The organism is Glaciecola sp. HTCC2999, from assembly GCF_000155775.1.
In the GTDB taxonomy this organism is placed as follows: domain Bacteria; phylum Pseudomonadota; class Gammaproteobacteria; order Enterobacterales; family Alteromonadaceae; genus Opacimonas.
Genome location: NZ_DS989812.1, coordinates 291398 through 307582 on the forward strand (window position 1 = coordinate 291398; position 16185 = coordinate 307582).

Genomic DNA, 16185 nt, shown 5'->3' on the forward strand with positions numbered 1-16185 from the left:
CACTGCTAAAATCGTGTAAACTATAAGACCTAGTAGGGGAGACCTTACTAGGTTTTTTATTTTCCAACCTATTTCTACACTATGATTTTATAATAAGAAAGGAACATGATAATGCTGACGGATTGTCCTGCCTGTAAGAAGAAAATTTCAGATAAAGCTGACATATGTAATCACTGTGGTTTCGCGGTAAAAGCCGAAGATGCTGAAGCGTTGTTACGTAAGCAAAAGATGGATAAATACCAGCGCCATCAGTCCTTACAAACTCAATCGTTTATCGCAGTCCTGTTATTTTTAGCTGGATTTGGAATGATGTACTGGGGCACTCCTGAAGTAGGCAGTACGCAGCATAGCATCGCAATATTAGTGTGTGTACTCGGGTTTATTTGGTACTTGATCAATCGCGTGCGGATATTACTCACGAAACGTAATAAATTTTTTGGCTAATTGGGGCTAATACAGAGGCTGTATAGAGATGAATGTAGAACAACTTGTCAATGCAATGACACCTGAAGTATACCAAAATTTAAAGCAAGCAGTAGAGACTGGCAAGTGGCCAAATGGTGCTGAGCTAACAGAAGAACAAAAAGCAAATTCGTTACAAATGGTCATGTTATACCAGGCTAAAGTAGAGCGTTCAAATGAACACATGACCATTGGGGAAGATGGTGAAATGGTGCACAAGTCCAAATCTGAACTGCGTAATGAGTTGCGCCAAGCAGGTCAAGCTCCCATCGCCCAAGTCAAACTTAAAGACTAATTTCACCGCATAAGTCGCGCGATAATAGCGCGACTTGTTGTTCATAATCATTTGTCTGTGACAGCACAAAGTGTAACTTTGTCAACGCCGCTTCTACCGTCATATCATGACCCGATAGTACGCCTACTTCAGCTAGCCTTTGTCCATTTGCATACCCTGACATATTCACTTTACCAGATAAACATTGTGTACAATTAAGAATAATAATGTGACGGGCCTTGGCTTCTGCGAAAGCCGTTAGCATTGCCTCATTTTGAGGGGCATTACCCACACCATAGCTGAGTAAAATAAGTGCTTTTACCGGTTGTAGTAATAAATTATGAATAATGTCCACACTGATCCCAGGATACAAACTCACTAAACCCACTGGTTGGGCATCTATGTGATGTAAGATTAACGGGCTTGGCTTCGAAGCGATTGGTGAGCAGGCTGCTTGATTGACGTTAATGTTTATACCCGCTTCAATCAGTACTGGATAGTTAGGGGAGGCAAAGGCGTTAAAACCATCTGCATTGACTTTTCGAGAACGATTACCTCGAAATAATTGATTATTAAAAAATAACGTGACTTCAGGAACGGGATAATTTGCAGCAAGAAATAACGCATTTAATAAATTTTCTTGACCGTCTGAACGTAATTGAGCCAACGGAATTTGTGAACCTGTGACGATAATCGGTTTGGTTAGACCTTCAAACATAAATGACAGTGCTGAGGCTGTATAGGCCATCGTATCGGTGCCATGTAAAATAATAAACCCATCATATTGGTCGTAGTGTGATTCAATATCTTGGGCAATCATTTCCCAATCACTCGGTTGCATATCTGATGAATCTAATAACGTATCATACTCGTGTACGGTGAAAGCTGGCATTTCAGTACGGTGGAACTCGGGCATACCATTTAAGGTGTTAGTTAAGAATCCAGCAACCGGAATATAACCTTGCTGTGATGGCTGCATCCCAATAGTACCGCCGGTATAAGCTACATAGATATGCTTGCGTTGTTTTGTGTCGCAAGGTTTTAGTTGAATTGTGTGCTCAGTCATTGGGTTAGCTCATTGAGATTGTTACGAATGATGTGGTAATGATAACAAATATTGGTTGTATATGACGCGTTTGTAGGGCAAATTAAAAGTTGTATCCTTTGATAAATATTAAATTGAGGTAGTTTGTAATGAAAATGATTGGCTTATTAGGCACGTTATTTATCACCTATAGTATTATAATATCTTCGGTTAATGCGCAAACCAATTTTTCTCAAAGTATTGATTTATCTTCGTTAACCCCGTTAACCACTGCCGATATTTTACCGATGAAAGCGCGTGCAGAGCACATAGATACTATGCTAGAAGATAAGTTAGTCAATACACTTCCTCAGCTGATGACTCGCGAAGGCATTGATATGTGGATCTTGATCTCGCGTGAATATAATGAAGATCCGGTATTGAAAACAATGTTACCTGCGACCTGGTTATCTGCTCGCCGGCGAACTATTCTAGTATTAGTGAACCCTGGTGAGGGCAAGGCTGTTGAGCGTTATGCCGTCGCGCGCTATCAAGTCGATACGTTATTTCAAAAAGCATGGGACAAAGAATCTCAGCCGTCACAATGGCAACGTTTAGTGGAATTAATCCAACAAAAACAACCGCGTAATATTGCAATAAATCAATCTACACATTTTGCTTTAGCTGATGGCATGACAGCCACTGAATATGATGAGTTTGTAGCAGTACTTCCTAACTCGTTAAAAGAAAAAATTGTATCAAGTGAACCTCTCGCACTAGCATGGTTAGAAACGCGTACAGCAATGGAATTAGCTATATATCCTGAAATAGTTGCGATGGGACATCGTATTATTAAAGAGTTATATACTCATCGTGTTATTACCCCTGGGGAGACAACAACCGATGACTTAGTGTGGTGGCTTAGAGATAAGTCTACATCCGTAGGATTAAGTAATTGGTTTCATCCGAGTGTTTCGATTCAGCGAGCATCAAAAGAGACGTTTAATCATATCGAAGCATTTAGCAAAAATAAGCCTAATAATATTATTTTACCAGGTGACTTGATTCATTTGGATTTCGGCATCACGTATTTACGCTTACATACCGATCAACAACAGCATGCCTATGTACTCAAAAAAGGTGAAACTGATGCACCTGAATACTTGAAGGCGGCGTTAGCGGATGCTAATCGATTACAGGATATTTTTACAGATAAGTTTGCAGTCGGGGTAACTGGCAATACCATTTTAAAAGCAGCTCGTGAACAAGCAATAGCAGAAGGGATAAAACCGGCTATATACACGCACCCATTGGGTTATCATGGGCATGCTGCAGGAACAACATTAGGTATGTGGGATTCTCAGGGCGGCGTGCCGGTCCAAGGCGATTATCCGCTACATGCAAATACGGCGTATTCGATTGAATTAAATGCAGCAAAATTCATTGAGCCTTGGGGCAAAGAGATACGTATTATGCTGGAGGAAAATGCGATTTTTGATGGAAACAAGGTCACGTATTTTAATGGTCGTCAGACACAATTTCATTTAATCAAACCAAAAGAGTAATGAATGAGAAGCATAAAAAAAGTCCGATAATATTCGGACTTTTTTAGTTCAACATTAAAACGCTTATGTTACTTTTTAGTAGGCGTAAAATGACTAACGACATCTTCACCAGCAGCTTGTTTATCAGCATGGTAACTTGAACGTACCATAGGTCCACAAGCAGCGTGGGTAAAGCCAATTTCATCAGCATATTCACCTAGTGCCGTAAACTCATCAGGTGTGACATAACGCTTAACTGGGTAATGATGACGAGAAGGTTGAAGGTATTGACCGAGTGTTAACATGTTCACATCGTGGGCACGCAAGTCTTCTAATACAACCTTGATTTCATCCACTTCTTCTCCCATCCCCATCATGAGACCCGATTTAGTAGGAATATGAGGGTGAGCAGCTTTGAACTTTTTCAATAAATCCAATGACCATTGATAGTTTGCTCCAGGACGACACTCACGATAAAGACGTGGGATAGTTTCTAGATTATGATTGAAAACATCAGGTAAGCCAGTCGCTAAGATCTCTAAAGCGCGATCCATGCGCCCTCGAAAATCTGGGACTAACACTTCAATTTTAGTATTGGGGCTATGTTCACGAATTGCATTAATGCAATCTACAAAATGCTGTGCACCACCATCACGAAGATCATCACGGTCAACTGAAGTAATGACCACATATTTTAAGTCCATCTTAGCAATTGTAGTCGCTAATTTAAGCGGCTCTTCTGCACTTGGAGGTAGCGGTTTACCATGAGCCACATCACAAAATGGGCAACGACGTGTACAAATATCACCTAAGATCATGAATGTTGCAGTGCCGTGGTTAAAACACTCAGATAGGTTAGGGCAACTTGCTTCTTCACACACTGAATGCAAATTATTCTCACGAAGCGTTTGTTTAATTTTTTCTACTTTTTCAGTCGTGCGCGGGAGTTTAATTTTAATCCACTCAGGTTTACGCAACATTGCTTCCTTTTCAGTTGGAATAATGGTGACTGGAATGTGCTTAACTTTCTCATCATCGCGGAGTTTGACTCCTGCTTCTGGACGTGAACTACTCATCAAAACCTTCTTTAAACTCTATTTGTTGAACACCAATTAAGGTGCAAAAATGGGTGACAATATCTTTACTCGCGATGGCTAAATCGGCAATGCCACCAAGTCGAGCACTATCTGTCATTTCTAGCCCTGCATAACCACATGGATTGATATGGCTAAAAGGTGATAAATCCATATTAACATTTAATGCTAATCCATGAAATGAACAACCTTTACGAATGCGTAATCCGATGGAACATATTTTTTGCTCATTGACATAAACACCTGGGGCGTCTTTTTTTGGATATGCTTGAATACCACTGCCAGCAAGGTGCGCTACAATACACTCTTCTAGTGCAGTGACTAATTGGCGTACTCCTAACTTCAAACGCTTGATGTTCAATAATACATACATCATTTGTTGACCAGGGCCGTGATAGGTAATTTGACCCCCTCGGTCAACTTTGACTACTGGAATATCATTAGGGTTAAGTAAGTGTTCAGGCTTACCTGCTTGACCTTGAGTATAAACAGGGAAGTGTTCGACCAACCAAATTTCATCCGTTGTATCTGCATCACGCGCATCGGTGAATTGATGCATTGCTTCCCAAATGGGTTCATATGCTTGCTGATGAAGTTGTCGAACTATCACAGTCATTAGATCACAACACGCACAAGATCTAAGGCTGATAATTCAGTATAAATGGTTTCCATATGAGTTTTTGACGTCACTTTTACACTGATTGAAAGGGCATGATAATTGCCTTTACTACTCGGCTTGACTGACGGTGAATAGTCACCAGGTGCATGAATTTGTAAACACGCAATCACATCGTTTGGAAGTTGATCGTCTGCCACACCTAAAACTTTAAATGTTTGAAAACAAGGAAACTCTAATAATTCATCAAAATGCGTATCCATCAAACCACCTGTAGATAAAAGTAATACCAATAAAAAACGGCCTGATTATACACTCAGACCGTTTTTTTGCTAGATTATGTGATGTTTAATTCGAGCTTTCATCACTAAACTGTAAACGAAAGTAATCAAGTGCTTTATCAAACATGCCGCCTTCATTAACATCTTGTAATGCTACTAACGGATAGTCAGCAATCGTCTCATTATCTATTTCTAAACTGAGTACACCGACGACTTCGCCTTTTTTGAGTGGTGCTTCTAAGTGACGGTCAATAATGTAGTTTGCTTTGAGGTTTTTAGCTTGCCCTCTGGGGATCGTCAAAGAGACATCTTGTGTGATCCCTAAATCAATTGTCTTACGATCTCCCATATAGATACGATGGGCAACAAAACTATGTCCTGCTTGGTACGGAGATATAGATTCGAAGAACCTAAAGCCATAGCGTAATAATTTTTTATTTTCAACTTTTCGTGCTCGCTCTGAATCTGTACCCATGACGACTGATACTAGTCGCATGTCACCTTGAGTGGCAGAAGTGATTAAGCTATAACCAGCGTCTGAAGTATGGCCCGTTTTAATGCCATCGACACTCAATGCTTTATCCCATAATAGGCTATTACGGTTATATTGGCGGATATTGTTATAGGTGAATTCTTTTTTGCTGTATAGTTCGTATTCTTCTGGATTATCTTTAATCAAAGCACGAGATAACACTGCCATATCACGAGGTGAAGTGAAGTGTTGACTATCATGTAAGCCATGTGCGTTGACGAAGTTAGTTGCCGTCATACCTAATTTAGCAGCATGAGCGTTCATCATTGATGCAAATGCTTCTTCAGATCCTGCAATGTGTTCAGCCATTGCGACACACGCATCATTACCTGACTGAACGACAATACCATGCATCAAATCTGACACACTGACTCTAGTGCCCACTTCAATGAACATTTTAGATGAATCAGGGAAGTTCTTTGCCCAAGCATTTTCCGAGATAATCACCTCGTCAGTCAGTGCAATATTTCCTGCTTGAAGCTCTTGGCCAATAACATACATCGTCATGATTTTGGTAAGTGATGCGGGTGCAAGTTGCATATCTGCATTTTGTTCGGCAATAACATCCCCGGTATTGGCGTCAAGCAGAATATATCCTTTCGCTGCGACACTTGGAGCAGGGGGAATAATTACGACAGCTTGCGCAACAAAGGAAAAACAAATAAAGGACCACACGATAAGCAGTTTTTGCATACAACACCTAGAGCTTAATAATAATTATTGTGAATTATAATACCATTTTAACTGCGTGTATGACTATGCCAGTGCTAAAAAGTTTCAAATATTCTTACTAATATGTCTTTGCAGGTATTAGTGCAAAAGATGACTAGCTACAGGTGTAGCTACGGGGGTAACTAAGGTTTAACTACGGATGTAAATAAATGCTTCATTATATCCACTTCCTTTGACATCGAGAATTAATGCATCAGCTAGGGTACGATTTTTAATGGGACCAATTAATGTTCTATATATAGCTTGAGTCTTACTCACAGTGGTAGGGTGTTGGTACATGATATTGGCAGCTTGTGCCAAAGACTGAGCTTTAGTTTGGTCACTAAATGCAGCAATTTGAATAAATATTTGCGGAGTGACTGTTGGTGCTGGAAGTGCTGGTTTGATATTAATCGGGCTGGGATCTAGAAATTGGGATAATGGAATAGCAGGATTATTCGCGATAGTCACCATATTGTTTTCATCAACATGAATCACTTCAATCTTAACAGGTGCAGTGCCAGTAGTTAAGTAATCCAGTTCTTTCGCCGCAGCAAAGGATAAATCGATAATGCGATTTGAGTGAAAGGGGCCACGATCATTTACCCTAACAATTAATTGTTTGCCATTGTCAGTATTAGTTACTCGCACATAGGAGGGTAAAGGTAAGGTGGTATGAGCCGCGGTAAATTCATACATATCAAAGACTTCACCATTAGAGGTTAAGTGACCATGAAATTTTTGACCATACCAAGAAGCGATACCCGTTTGAACGATCCCTTTACCCGATAAAACCGGCTGATAGTCAGTGCCATTAATAGTATATGGGCGCATGTTGGCTAAACGGTAAGGCTCATGCTTAGGAATAATGATACTGGGTTCATGGTCAGGGATTAATATTATTGGTGCAGAATCAACCTTCATGCTGTATCGATTTGAGGAACTTGAAGCACAGCTCATAACCAATACACAGGTAATGAATAAGCATAATGACTGATAAGCTTTCATCGAGGCATAACTCTATTTTGTGTGGCAATCGCCATTAATAAACCAAAACCAGACATTAATGTCACCATAGATGTGCCGCCATAACTCACTAATGGTAGGGGCACACCTACTACTGGAAGCAAACCAGATACCATACCAATATTAACGAAAACATAGACAAAAAAGGTGAGAGTAATGCTACCGGCTAATAATTTACTGAATAAAAACTGACTTCGAGATGCAATCACCAAGCCTCTACCCACAATAAAACCATACACTAATAACAGACCAATTACGCCTAAAAAGCCAAATTCCTCACTAAATACTGCAAAGATAAAGTCAGTATGGCGTTCAGGTAAAAACTCTAATTGCGATTGTGAGCCTTGGAGCCAACCTTTTCCAGTCCATCCGCCGGAACCAATTGCAATTTTAGACTGAATAATATGATACCCAGCACCTAACGGATCGCTTTCAGGGTTCAAAAAGGTGATGACGCGTTGCTTTTGGTAAGCCTTCATCAAAAATAGCCACATGATAGGGGTGAAACTACCTATTAATAAGGTAAATACAGATATAATCCGCCAGCTCATTCCTGCTAAAAATAGTGCAAATATACCTGAACTGGCAATTAACAAAGAAGTCCCTAAATCAGGTTGTTTAGCTATTAAGATTGTCGGTACGACCACTAATAATAATGCCGTTAATAATGTCTTTAAACTCGGTGGCATGCCAACACGACTGATATACCAAGCAACAGTCATCGGCACAAAGAGTTTCAATATTTCTGATGGTTGGAAACGAAAAGCGCCTAAATCTAACCAACGTTGAGCACCTTTACCGGTGACACCAATTGCCAGAACTGCTATAAGTAATATGATCCCAATACCATAGACGAAAGGCGAGATATTCCGATAAAACAAGACCGGTATTTGTGCGAGCAAAAACATAGCAACTAAACCGATACCCAATCGGATGAGTTGGCGTTTAATTAATGCCATATCTTGTCCACTGGCAGAATATATCGTCATCAAACCAATCGCCATTAATAATAGAAGACCAGCGAGTAACCAACCGTCAATATGGATCTTGGTTAAGAATCTGTCCCGTTGCTGAATTCCTGTTTTACTGACGGGCATACTTTTCTCCTAACCAATAATCCATCACACTGCGTGAAATAGGTGCCGCATTTGAACCACCGCCACCAGCATTTTCTAATGCAACAATCACACTAATTTGTGGAGCGTCAGAAGGCGCATAACCGAGGTACATAGCATTATCTTTTAGATAATCGGCGATAATCAGATCATCTACGTTTTCATCTTGCCCAACCGAAAACAATTGGGCAGTACCCGTTTTCCCCGAAGAAGAGTAGGTCGCATTACGAAATGCTTTATGTGCTGTGCCGTGAGGGAGTCTAACGGTATCTTGCATAGCCTGTTTAACTAATGCCCAGTTTTCAGGTGATAAAACCTGTACTGGAGTGGCTTCGTTTAATGTTTCTGGTATGTCGATATTATCTTGTTTAATGGCGCGAAGTAATTGAGGTCTAAATCGTTGTCCATCATTAATAATAGTGTTGATGGAATCTAATAATTGCACCGGTGTAGCTGTCCAATAGCCTTGTCCGATACCGACTGAAATAGTATCCCCAATATACCAAGGTTGATTAAATTTAGCGCGTTTCCAGCCTCGACTAGGCATATTGCCATCAGATTCTTCTAATAGATCAATGTTGGTATATTCACCGAAGCCAAATTGACTCATATATTCATAAATATTATCAATCCCTAGTTTATACGCCATCTCATAGAAAAATGTATCACAAGAAACTTCTATAGAGCGTTTAATATCGACGATCCCGTGACCTCTTCTTAGCCAATCCCGCCAGATATGTTCAACGTCTTTAAGTTGATAAAAGCCTTTATCTTGTATTTTTGTTTTGGCAGTAACCACTTGGTACTCTAATCCTAATAGAGCCAGGTGTGGCTTGATAAGTGAAGCGGGTGGGTATTGACCTTGTACAGCACGATTAAGTAAAGGACGATCCGGGTTTTGAATGAGGGTTGAATAATCCTTCTGAGAGATACCATTGACAAATAAATTAGGATCGTATGAAGGATTTGAATACATGGCTAATACACCACCATCTCTAGGATCTGAAACGACGACTGAACCGCGACGTTCTAACAGCTGTGATTGGACATAAAGCTGTAACTCAATATCGATATTCAACACCAAATCTTCCCCTGCGATGGGAGCATTTTCTTCCAATACTCGCAAGGTACGACCTTTACTATCCACTTCTAACTTAGCATAGCCAACTTTACCGTGAAGTCGTTCTTCATAATAACGTTCAATGCCTTGTTTGCCGATATTTTTAGTTGCTGCATAATTAGATTGGGCCCCCCAGCTAGCGATTAAATTTAAATCCCGTTCATTAATTTTTGAGACATACCCTAAAACATGAGTCAGGGCGCTCCCATAAGGATAAAAGCGAGATAAACTAGCTTCAACAGAGACACCGTCGAAGAGATGTTGATGCGCGGAGAATATAGCGACCCTCTCCTCACTCATATTACTTTTCAATGTGACGGGTTGGAATCGTCGCTGTCTTTTCCTATTTCGCTCAAAACGAGCAATGTCAGTATCGGAGAGCTGTAACAGTTTTTTAAGTGCTGCTAAGGTAGTGTCTAAATTAGGGACTTCTTCAATACTAATCTCAAGGTTAAAAACAGGTTTGTTTTCGGCAATAATGGTACCGTTTCGATCATATATAATGCCTCTATTAGGGGCCACAGGGACGACTTTAATCCGGTTACCATCTGCGCGTATTTTATAATCTTCAAATTGGTCGATTTGTAATGAGAAAAGATTACTTAATATAACGAATATCAGTAATAAACAAAAAAAGACGGCAAACAAACAACGGCGCAAAAACAAGTTAGACTCTGCACTGAAATCTCGAATGGTTTGACGCTGTTTAGCCATGCAGTACTGCTCAATTATTCGCGGTGATAAGGATGGTTTTGAGTGATTGACCACGCTCGATATAAGCTTTCAACCACAATTATTCTGACTAATGGGTGGGGGAGTGTCAATGGTGAAAGTGACCAGCGTTGTTCTGCTTTAGCAAGACAAGCTGGCGCTAATCCTTCAGGTCCGCCAATGAGTAAGCTGATATCACGCCCATCCATTTTCCAGTGATCTATTTGCTTAGCTAGAGTTGGGGAATCCCATGGTTTACCCAAGACTTCTAAAGTGACGACTTTGTCATGTTTACCAATCGCTTGTAAGGTAAGTTCACCTTCTTTTTCAAGAATTCGTGCAACATCAGCGTTCTTACCTCTTTTACCTGCTGGTATTTGCACAAATTTAACGGGCATATCGCTAGGAAAGCGTTTTAAGAAGTGTGCGCAACCTGTTTCCACCCATTCTGGCATTTTGGTGCCCACGGCGATAATTTGGATGCGCATAAGATTTGATTAAGACCAGAGTTTTTCTAATTGATAAAAATCACGAGTTTCATCTTGCATCACATGCACGACAACCTCACCTAGATCAACTAATACCCATTCACCGGTTTCTTGACCTTCTATACTCAATGGCGGCAATCCAGCTCGTTTCATTTCAATGACAACATTCTCGGCGATAGAACGAACATGGCGCTTCGAATTACCCGAACACACTAACATGGTATCAGTGACTGTTGATTTACCTTCGACGTTAATATCGATGATATCGCGGCCTTTCATGTCTTCAATTTTATCAATGACGAATTTTTTTAAACTATCGTGGTCCAATTTTGCCTCAATCTTCATATAAATTATGTTCTCTTATATAGTTTAACACGCTTGGAATAATTAATTGACTTTCTCTGCTATGATTTTGTAAATCTTTGCGACACTGGGTCGAAGAAATGTTCACTTTAGGTAAGTCTACATGAGTAATTCGTCCAGTTTGATAAGTAATTGGCCCATTTTTTTGAGTGGTGGTATTTTGCACAATATGTTGAGGCAATTGATGAGGAATTTGTTTCGATATCGTGCGCGGTAAGACAATCAAGTGACATAAACTCAAAATGCTATCAAGTTGATACCATTTGGGTAAAGTAATGTAACTATCATAACCAATAATAAAAAACACCTGATAATGACGAGCAAAATGGGTCAGTGTATTCACCGTATAACTTGGTTGAGTTTGATGTAATTCATAATCGTCGATGCATAAGTTAGGATGCTCTGAGATACATAATTCAAGCATGTTAAGACGATGATGATTTGCAACGGGAGGAGTATCAACCTTCAAGGGAGATATTGCGTTAGGTAACAGGGTTATAGTATCAATTTGATATTGAGATTGCAGATCGAGTAATAAATTAATATGACCTTGATGTGGTGGGTTGAAGCTCCCTCCAAATAAATAAATTGGCGTTTTATTCATACGCTAATGGAAATCCTGATACGGCATATGGAGTAAACAACAAACATAAGTGACACAAAATCACAAAAGGTCTAACGGGTGTCGTGTTTTTAAATTGAAAATCCGCTTCTTTTAGCGCATCACGAATGTCATTAAAACGTTGCGGGGTCAATTCATTCACCAATTTGGTATAGAGTCCTTGTTTGTTACCCCACACTCGTAAAGCAGACCAATTAATGCGTTGACAGGTTCGCTGGAGCTGATCAATTTGATACAAGGTCTCCCATTCTTTAATTAACGCCCAAATGACAATATTCGGCTCCAATCCTTCACTCTCTAAACGGTATAAGAGTTTTACTAGACGTTGTGCATCACCACTGAGCATAGTGTCGATAAGTTGATACACTGTAAAACGTGATGTGTTCAACCACAGCAGCCTTAGTTTGAGTAATATCTAGTGTCTGACCAGCATATAGTAAACCCAGTTTATCGATTTCTTGTTTAGCCGCTAGCATATTTCCTTCACATGCATCAGCAATAAACGTGACACAGTCGGGGGTAGTATGAATGGGGATAGCGGTAAGTAATTGAGAGATCCATTGCTCTAAATCACGACCTTCTAAGGCATAACAAGGAATAAACCAACCTGCTTGTGACAGCGTTTTAAACCATTTAGTGTTTTGTACATCTTTACCAATGCGTGGGCCGTGAATGACAAGCAATACATCGGGTGACGCATTCGCTACTATGTCTAATAATGTTTTACTGCCTTCTTTGCCTGGTTTACCGGTGGGTAGATGTAATTCAATTAACTGTTTATCGCTAAACAGTGACATGGTTTGGGTTGCGTCAATGAGGGTTGACCATTCAAAATCACCATCAACGGTCAAACTTTGGCGTTCTTCAAAACCGTTTTGTTTAGCTGTATTTCTAACGGTATCTAATGCTTCAATAGTTTGTTGAGGTTCATCACCAAAAATAAGAATAAAAGGGACTAAACCTTGTTGGCATTGTGAGGCAAGTTGATGTTGGCGCAATTGCATGGTTATAGACCTAACTGCTGTGTGATATTGGCAGGTAGTCGCTGATATATAGTACGAGCGGCCTCTTGTCTTAATTCGCTTAGCACTAAATTTAACTCTCGAGTTTTCGCTAACACTTGCCGCGGATCATCTTGGTATTCTCGGGTTAGAACAAACTGATAGGATACCGGTGGATTATCACCTAAGCTAAGCGCATAGCGAACATTGTAAATCAATTCATACTCAGCCACTTGGCCAGTAGAGAATACCGAAAGTAATCTACGTTCGATGTTTTCAGGTTGCAACACCATTGTGTTTTGGATTTGGCCATTAAGAGAATCAGCCATCCCTTGTTTCTCTAGTAGTTGCTGCATGGTCTGATGTAAATCAGAATACTGAGGAGTAGATTCTAATGTTAAATGAGAGAGTAAACTCTGCGGGATCTGTTGACCACGCAGAGTAAAACCACACGCACTGAGCAACGCCATTATACAAATGAGTAAGACAATACGAGTGTTCCGCATAATGTAGTCCTTAATTTGCCACAATATTCAGTAATTTACCTGGCACATAAATCACTTTACGAATCGTTTTGCCATCGACAAAACTTTGGACATTCGTTTCAGCTAACCCTAATGCTTCAACTGTATCTTTATCGGCATCCGCAGCAACTGTGATTTTCGCTCTCAACTTACCATTAACCTGAACAATGATAAGTTTCTCTGCTTCTACCATAGCATCGGCATCTGCTATTGGCCACTGAGCTAGATGTACATCAGTGTGTCCCAGCGCGGTCCAAAGTTCATGACAAATATGCGGTGTAATGGGTGTTAGCATTAATACGACTGCTTCAACCCCTTCTTGGAGAATGGCTCTGTCTTGTGCATTATCACTCGGTGCTTTTTGTAAGTGATTACATAATTCCATGATGGCAGCAATAGCGGTATTAAAGGTTTGACGACGTTCAATATCATCACTGACTTTTGCGATCGTTTGATGTACGAGTCGACGTAAATCTTGTTGTGACTTGGTTAACGTCTCAGGCGTAAGGGCCTCAGTTGCTCCCAACGCAATATGTTCATTGACCAATTTCCAAACACGTTTTAGGAAACGATTAGCGCCTTCAACGCCTGAATCTACCCACTCTAACGTTTGCTCTGGAGGTGCAGCAAACATAGTAAATAATCGAACCGTATCTGCGCCATACAAATCGATGACTTGTTGTGGGTCGATGCCATTGTTTTTAGATTTTGACATCTTCGTCATGCCACCATGAATGACCGGCTCACCATCGGCATCTAAAATCGCAGCATTAATGCGTCCTTTATCATCTTTGGTAACCGTCACATCTGCAGGGGAGTACCATGTCTTCTTCCCAGATTCATCTTCACGATAAAATGAATCTGCTAATACCATACCTTGGCATAATAAGCGCTTATATGGTTCATCAGAATCAACTAAGCCTTCATCACGTAATAATTTATGGAAGAAACGAGAGTAAAGTAAATGCAAAATCGCATGTTCAATCCCGCCAACATATTGGTCAACAGGTAACCAATAGTTCGCTTCACTTGGATCAAGCATGGCGTTATTGGTTTGTGAGGTGTAACGCGCGTAATACCATGATGATTCCATGAAAGTATCAAAGGTATCTGTTTCTCGGAGTGCATTTTGACCGTTAAATTTAGTTTTCGCCCACTCAGGATCGGCTTTTATAGGAGAAGTAACGCCGTTCATTACCACATCTTCAGGTAATACGACAGGTAACTGATCTTCTGGGACGGGTGCCGATTCACCATTTTCGAGATTTAACATCGGGATTGGTGCTCCCCAATAACGTTGACGAGATACTCCCCAATCACGTAAACGGTAGTTCACCGTCTTTGTTCCTTTACCCATCTCGTTAAGTTTTTGAGCAATGGCGTCAAAACCTGCTTGGAAATCCATACCGTCAAACTCACCGGAGTTTACCAATGTGCCTTTTTCAGTATAGGCGCTTAGGCTTAAATCACAGCCTTCACCAGCAACAACTTGTTTGATTGGCAAATTATAGGCTTTAGCAAAATCATAATCTCGTTGGTCATGACCTGGTACCGCCATTACAGCGCCTGAGCCATAGCCCATAAGAACGAAGTTAGCGACCCAAATAGGAACCGTCTCATCGGTAAGAGGGTGGATAGCAGTAAAGCCCGTATCGACTCCTTTTTTCTCCATTGTAGCCATATCAGCTTCAGCTACTTTGGCATTTTTACATTCGTCGATAAACGTATTCAATGCTGAGTTTTGTTCTGCCGCTGCTAATGCTAGCGGATGCTGTGCAGCGACAGCCACATAACTGACGCCGTATAAGGTATCTGGGCGAGTTGTATACACGTCAAGTGCATCTAAACCGGCAATAGTGTGAGGTAAATCAAACGTAATTTCCACGCCTTCCGATCGTCCAATCCAGTTTTTCTGCATGGTTTTCACCTGCTCTGGCCATTGGTCAAGCTGGTCTAGATCATCCAAGAGTTTTTGGGCATAGTCAGTAATTTTGATGAACCATTGCGGAATTTCTTTTTGTTCTACTATCGCACCTGAACGCCATCCACGACCATCAATAACCTGTTCATTAGCGAGTACCGTTTGGTCAATTGGATCCCAGTTCACGGTAGAGAGTTTTTTATAAACTAATCCTTTTTCATACAAACGCGTGAAGAACCATTGTTCCCAACGATAATAATCCGGTTGGCATGTAGCAAACTCACGTTCCCAATCGTAACCAAAACCTAATGAGTTCAATTGGCCTTTCATATATTCAATATTTGAATAGGTCCATTTTGCCGGCGCAGTGTTGTTATTTATTGCGGCGTTCTCCGCTGGTAAGCCGAAAGCATCCCATCCCATAGGCTGTAAGACATTTTTACCTAACATGCGCTGATGACGACTGATCACATCCCCAATGGTATAGTTACGTACGTGGCCCATGTGCAGTTTGCCACTGGGATACGGGAACATAGATAAGCAATAAAACTTCTCTCTGCTATCGTCTGGTTGTGCGGCAAAACACGCATTATCTTGCCAATATTGCTGAACATTGGCTTCAAGGCTCTGGGGGGAGTAAGGTTGTTGCGACATGTTGTATAGGATCCCGAGTAATAAGGTTCAATCTTTTAGCCCTATAGAATACCTTAGCTATGGACGTAAGGCTATGCTCGATAAGGAATTTTTATGCGACTA

At 40.6% G+C, this 16185-nt stretch carries 18 protein-coding genes; 3 read left to right on the forward strand and 15 right to left on the reverse strand.

Going from position 1 to position 16185, the window contains the following annotated elements:
- Positions 1-111 precede the first annotated feature (111 nt).
- Positions 112-444 (forward strand): hypothetical protein, encoded by a 333-nt coding sequence (locus G2999_RS07605; protein ID WP_010180362.1) that lies wholly within the window; start codon positions 112-114, stop codon positions 442-444.
- A gap of 28 nt (positions 445-472) precedes the next feature.
- Positions 473-757 (forward strand): YeaC family protein, encoded by a 285-nt coding sequence (locus G2999_RS07610; RefSeq protein ID WP_010180364.1) that lies wholly within the window; start codon positions 473-475, stop codon positions 755-757.
- Here the strand turns inward: G2999_RS07610 and ansA are convergent.
- Entirely contained in the window at positions 747-1802 is a 1056-nt protein-coding gene (gene ansA / locus G2999_RS07615) for an asparaginase (protein ID WP_010180366.1), read from the reverse strand. The two genes, G2999_RS07610 and ansA, sit on opposite strands and share 11 nt — an antisense overlap.
- A gap of 128 nt (positions 1803-1930) precedes the next feature.
- Here ansA and G2999_RS07620 point away from each other — a divergent pair, with 128 nt between their 5' ends.
- Positions 1931-3325 (forward strand): M24 family metallopeptidase, encoded by a 1395-nt coding sequence (locus G2999_RS07620; protein WP_010180367.1) that lies wholly within the window; start codon positions 1931-1933, stop codon positions 3323-3325.
- Between the two features lie 68 nt (positions 3326-3393).
- Here the strand turns inward: G2999_RS07620 and lipA are convergent, their stop codons facing one another.
- The 14 genes from lipA to leuS all read right to left on the reverse strand — a co-directional run bounded on the left by lipA (position 3394) and on the right by leuS (position 16083).
- Positions 3394-4380: a lipoyl synthase gene (gene lipA, locus G2999_RS07625; protein ID WP_010180368.1), complete on the reverse strand. Its 987-nt coding sequence runs from the start codon at positions 4378-4380 to the stop codon at positions 3394-3396.
- Positions 4373-5014 carry a lipoyl(octanoyl) transferase LipB gene (lipB, locus tag G2999_RS07630; RefSeq protein WP_010180369.1) on the reverse strand — a complete coding sequence of 214 codons (642 nt, stop codon included), beginning with the start codon at positions 5012-5014 and terminating at the stop codon, positions 4373-4375. The genes lipA and lipB overlap by 8 nt, the downstream gene beginning before the upstream one ends.
- A complete protein-coding gene (gene ybeD, locus G2999_RS07635) occupies positions 5014-5277 on the reverse strand; it encodes a DUF493 family protein YbeD (RefSeq protein ID WP_010180370.1) in 264 nt (87 codons plus the stop codon). Before ybeD ends, lipB begins: the two co-directional genes overlap by 1 nt.
- Before the next feature lie 85 nt (positions 5278-5362).
- Entirely contained in the window at positions 5363-6520 is a 1158-nt protein-coding gene (locus G2999_RS07640; protein WP_010180371.1) for a serine hydrolase, read from the reverse strand.
- A gap of 168 nt (positions 6521-6688) precedes the next feature.
- Positions 6689-7462 carry a septal ring lytic transglycosylase RlpA family protein gene (locus tag G2999_RS13775; RefSeq protein ID WP_255347330.1) on the reverse strand — a complete coding sequence of 258 codons (774 nt, stop codon included), beginning with the start codon at positions 7460-7462 and terminating at the stop codon, positions 6689-6691.
- Between the two features lie 80 nt (positions 7463-7542).
- Positions 7543-8661, reverse strand: coding sequence for a rod shape-determining protein RodA (gene rodA / locus G2999_RS07650; RefSeq protein ID WP_010180373.1), 1119 nt, complete (start codon positions 8659-8661; stop codon positions 7543-7545).
- Positions 8648-10513, reverse strand: a complete 1866-nt coding sequence (mrdA, locus tag G2999_RS12170; protein ID WP_010180374.1) for a penicillin-binding protein 2 — start codon at positions 10511-10513, stop codon at positions 8648-8650. Before mrdA ends, rodA begins: the two co-directional genes overlap by 14 nt.
- 14 nt (positions 10514-10527) lie before the next feature.
- Positions 10528-10998 (reverse strand): 23S rRNA (pseudouridine(1915)-N(3))-methyltransferase RlmH, encoded by a 471-nt coding sequence (rlmH, locus tag G2999_RS07660; protein ID WP_010180375.1) that lies wholly within the window; start codon positions 10996-10998, stop codon positions 10528-10530.
- Positions 10999-11007: 9 nt separating this feature from the next.
- Complete coding sequence (gene rsfS, locus G2999_RS07665) at positions 11008-11325, reverse strand: ribosome silencing factor (protein ID WP_029257456.1); 318 nt, start codon at positions 11323-11325, stop codon at positions 11008-11010.
- Between the two features lie 7 nt (positions 11326-11332).
- Positions 11333-11965 (reverse strand): nicotinate (nicotinamide) nucleotide adenylyltransferase, encoded by a 633-nt coding sequence (gene nadD / locus G2999_RS07670; RefSeq protein ID WP_010180378.1) that lies wholly within the window; start codon positions 11963-11965, stop codon positions 11333-11335.
- Positions 11958-12371 carry a hypothetical protein gene (locus G2999_RS13825; protein ID WP_369769859.1) on the reverse strand — a complete coding sequence of 138 codons (414 nt, stop codon included), beginning with the start codon at positions 12369-12371 and terminating at the stop codon, positions 11958-11960. The genes nadD and G2999_RS13825 overlap by 8 nt, the downstream gene beginning before the upstream one ends.
- The gene (gene holA, locus G2999_RS12175) at positions 12316-12987 is read right to left on the reverse strand and encodes a DNA polymerase III subunit delta (RefSeq protein WP_369769860.1); all 672 of its coding nucleotides are present in this window, start codon (positions 12985-12987) and stop codon (positions 12316-12318) included. Before holA ends, G2999_RS13825 begins: the two co-directional genes overlap by 56 nt.
- Before the next feature lie 2 nt (positions 12988-12989).
- Positions 12990-13490 (reverse strand): LPS assembly lipoprotein LptE, encoded by a 501-nt coding sequence (lptE, locus tag G2999_RS07680; protein WP_010180380.1) that lies wholly within the window; start codon positions 13488-13490, stop codon positions 12990-12992.
- A gap of 10 nt (positions 13491-13500) precedes the next feature.
- Positions 13501-16083, reverse strand: coding sequence for a leucine--tRNA ligase (gene leuS, locus G2999_RS07685; protein WP_010180382.1), 2583 nt, complete (start codon positions 16081-16083; stop codon positions 13501-13503).
- Positions 16084-16185: the final 102 nt, after the last annotated feature.

Excerpts from the sequence above, each read along its gene's own strand:
- G2999_RS07605 (WP_010180362.1), top strand. The coding sequence starts at position 112 with ATGCTGACGGATTGTCCTGCCTGTAAGAAGAAAATTTCAGATAAAGCT.
- G2999_RS07610 (WP_010180364.1), top strand. The coding sequence starts at position 473 with ATGAATGTAGAACAACTTGTCAATGCAATGACACCTGAAGTATACCAA.
- ansA (WP_010180366.1), bottom strand. The coding sequence starts at position 1,802 with ATGACTGAGCACACAATTCAACTAAAACCTTGCGACACAAAACAACGC.
- G2999_RS07620 (WP_010180367.1), top strand. The coding sequence starts at position 1,931 with ATGAAAATGATTGGCTTATTAGGCACGTTATTTATCACCTATAGTATT.
- lipA (WP_010180368.1), bottom strand. The coding sequence starts at position 4,380 with ATGAGTAGTTCACGTCCAGAAGCAGGAGTCAAACTCCGCGATGATGAG.
- lipB (WP_010180369.1), bottom strand. The coding sequence starts at position 5,014 with ATGACTGTGATAGTTCGACAACTTCATCAGCAAGCATATGAACCCATT.
- ybeD (WP_010180370.1), bottom strand. The coding sequence starts at position 5,277 with ATGGATACGCATTTTGATGAATTATTAGAGTTTCCTTGTTTTCAAACA.
- G2999_RS07640 (WP_010180371.1), bottom strand. The coding sequence starts at position 6,520 with ATGCAAAAACTGCTTATCGTGTGGTCCTTTATTTGTTTTTCCTTTGTT.
- G2999_RS13775 (WP_255347330.1), bottom strand. The coding sequence starts at position 7,462 with ATGAAGGTTGATTCTGCACCAATAATATTAATCCCTGACCATGAACCC.
- rodA (WP_010180373.1), bottom strand. The coding sequence starts at position 8,661 with ATGCCCGTCAGTAAAACAGGAATTCAGCAACGGGACAGATTCTTAACC.
- mrdA (WP_010180374.1), bottom strand. The coding sequence starts at position 10,513 with ATGGCTAAACAGCGTCAAACCATTCGAGATTTCAGTGCAGAGTCTAAC.
- rlmH (WP_010180375.1), bottom strand. The coding sequence starts at position 10,998 with ATGCGCATCCAAATTATCGCCGTGGGCACCAAAATGCCAGAATGGGTG.
- nadD (WP_010180378.1), bottom strand. The coding sequence starts at position 11,965 with ATGAATAAAACGCCAATTTATTTATTTGGAGGGAGCTTCAACCCACCA.
- holA (WP_369769860.1), bottom strand. The coding sequence starts at position 12,987 with ATGCAATTGCGCCAACATCAACTTGCCTCACAATGCCAACAAGGTTTA.
- lptE (WP_010180380.1), bottom strand. The coding sequence starts at position 13,490 with ATGCGGAACACTCGTATTGTCTTACTCATTTGTATAATGGCGTTGCTC.
- leuS (WP_010180382.1), bottom strand. The coding sequence starts at position 16,083 with ATGTCGCAACAACCTTACTCCCCCCAGAGCCTTGAAGCCAATGTTCAG.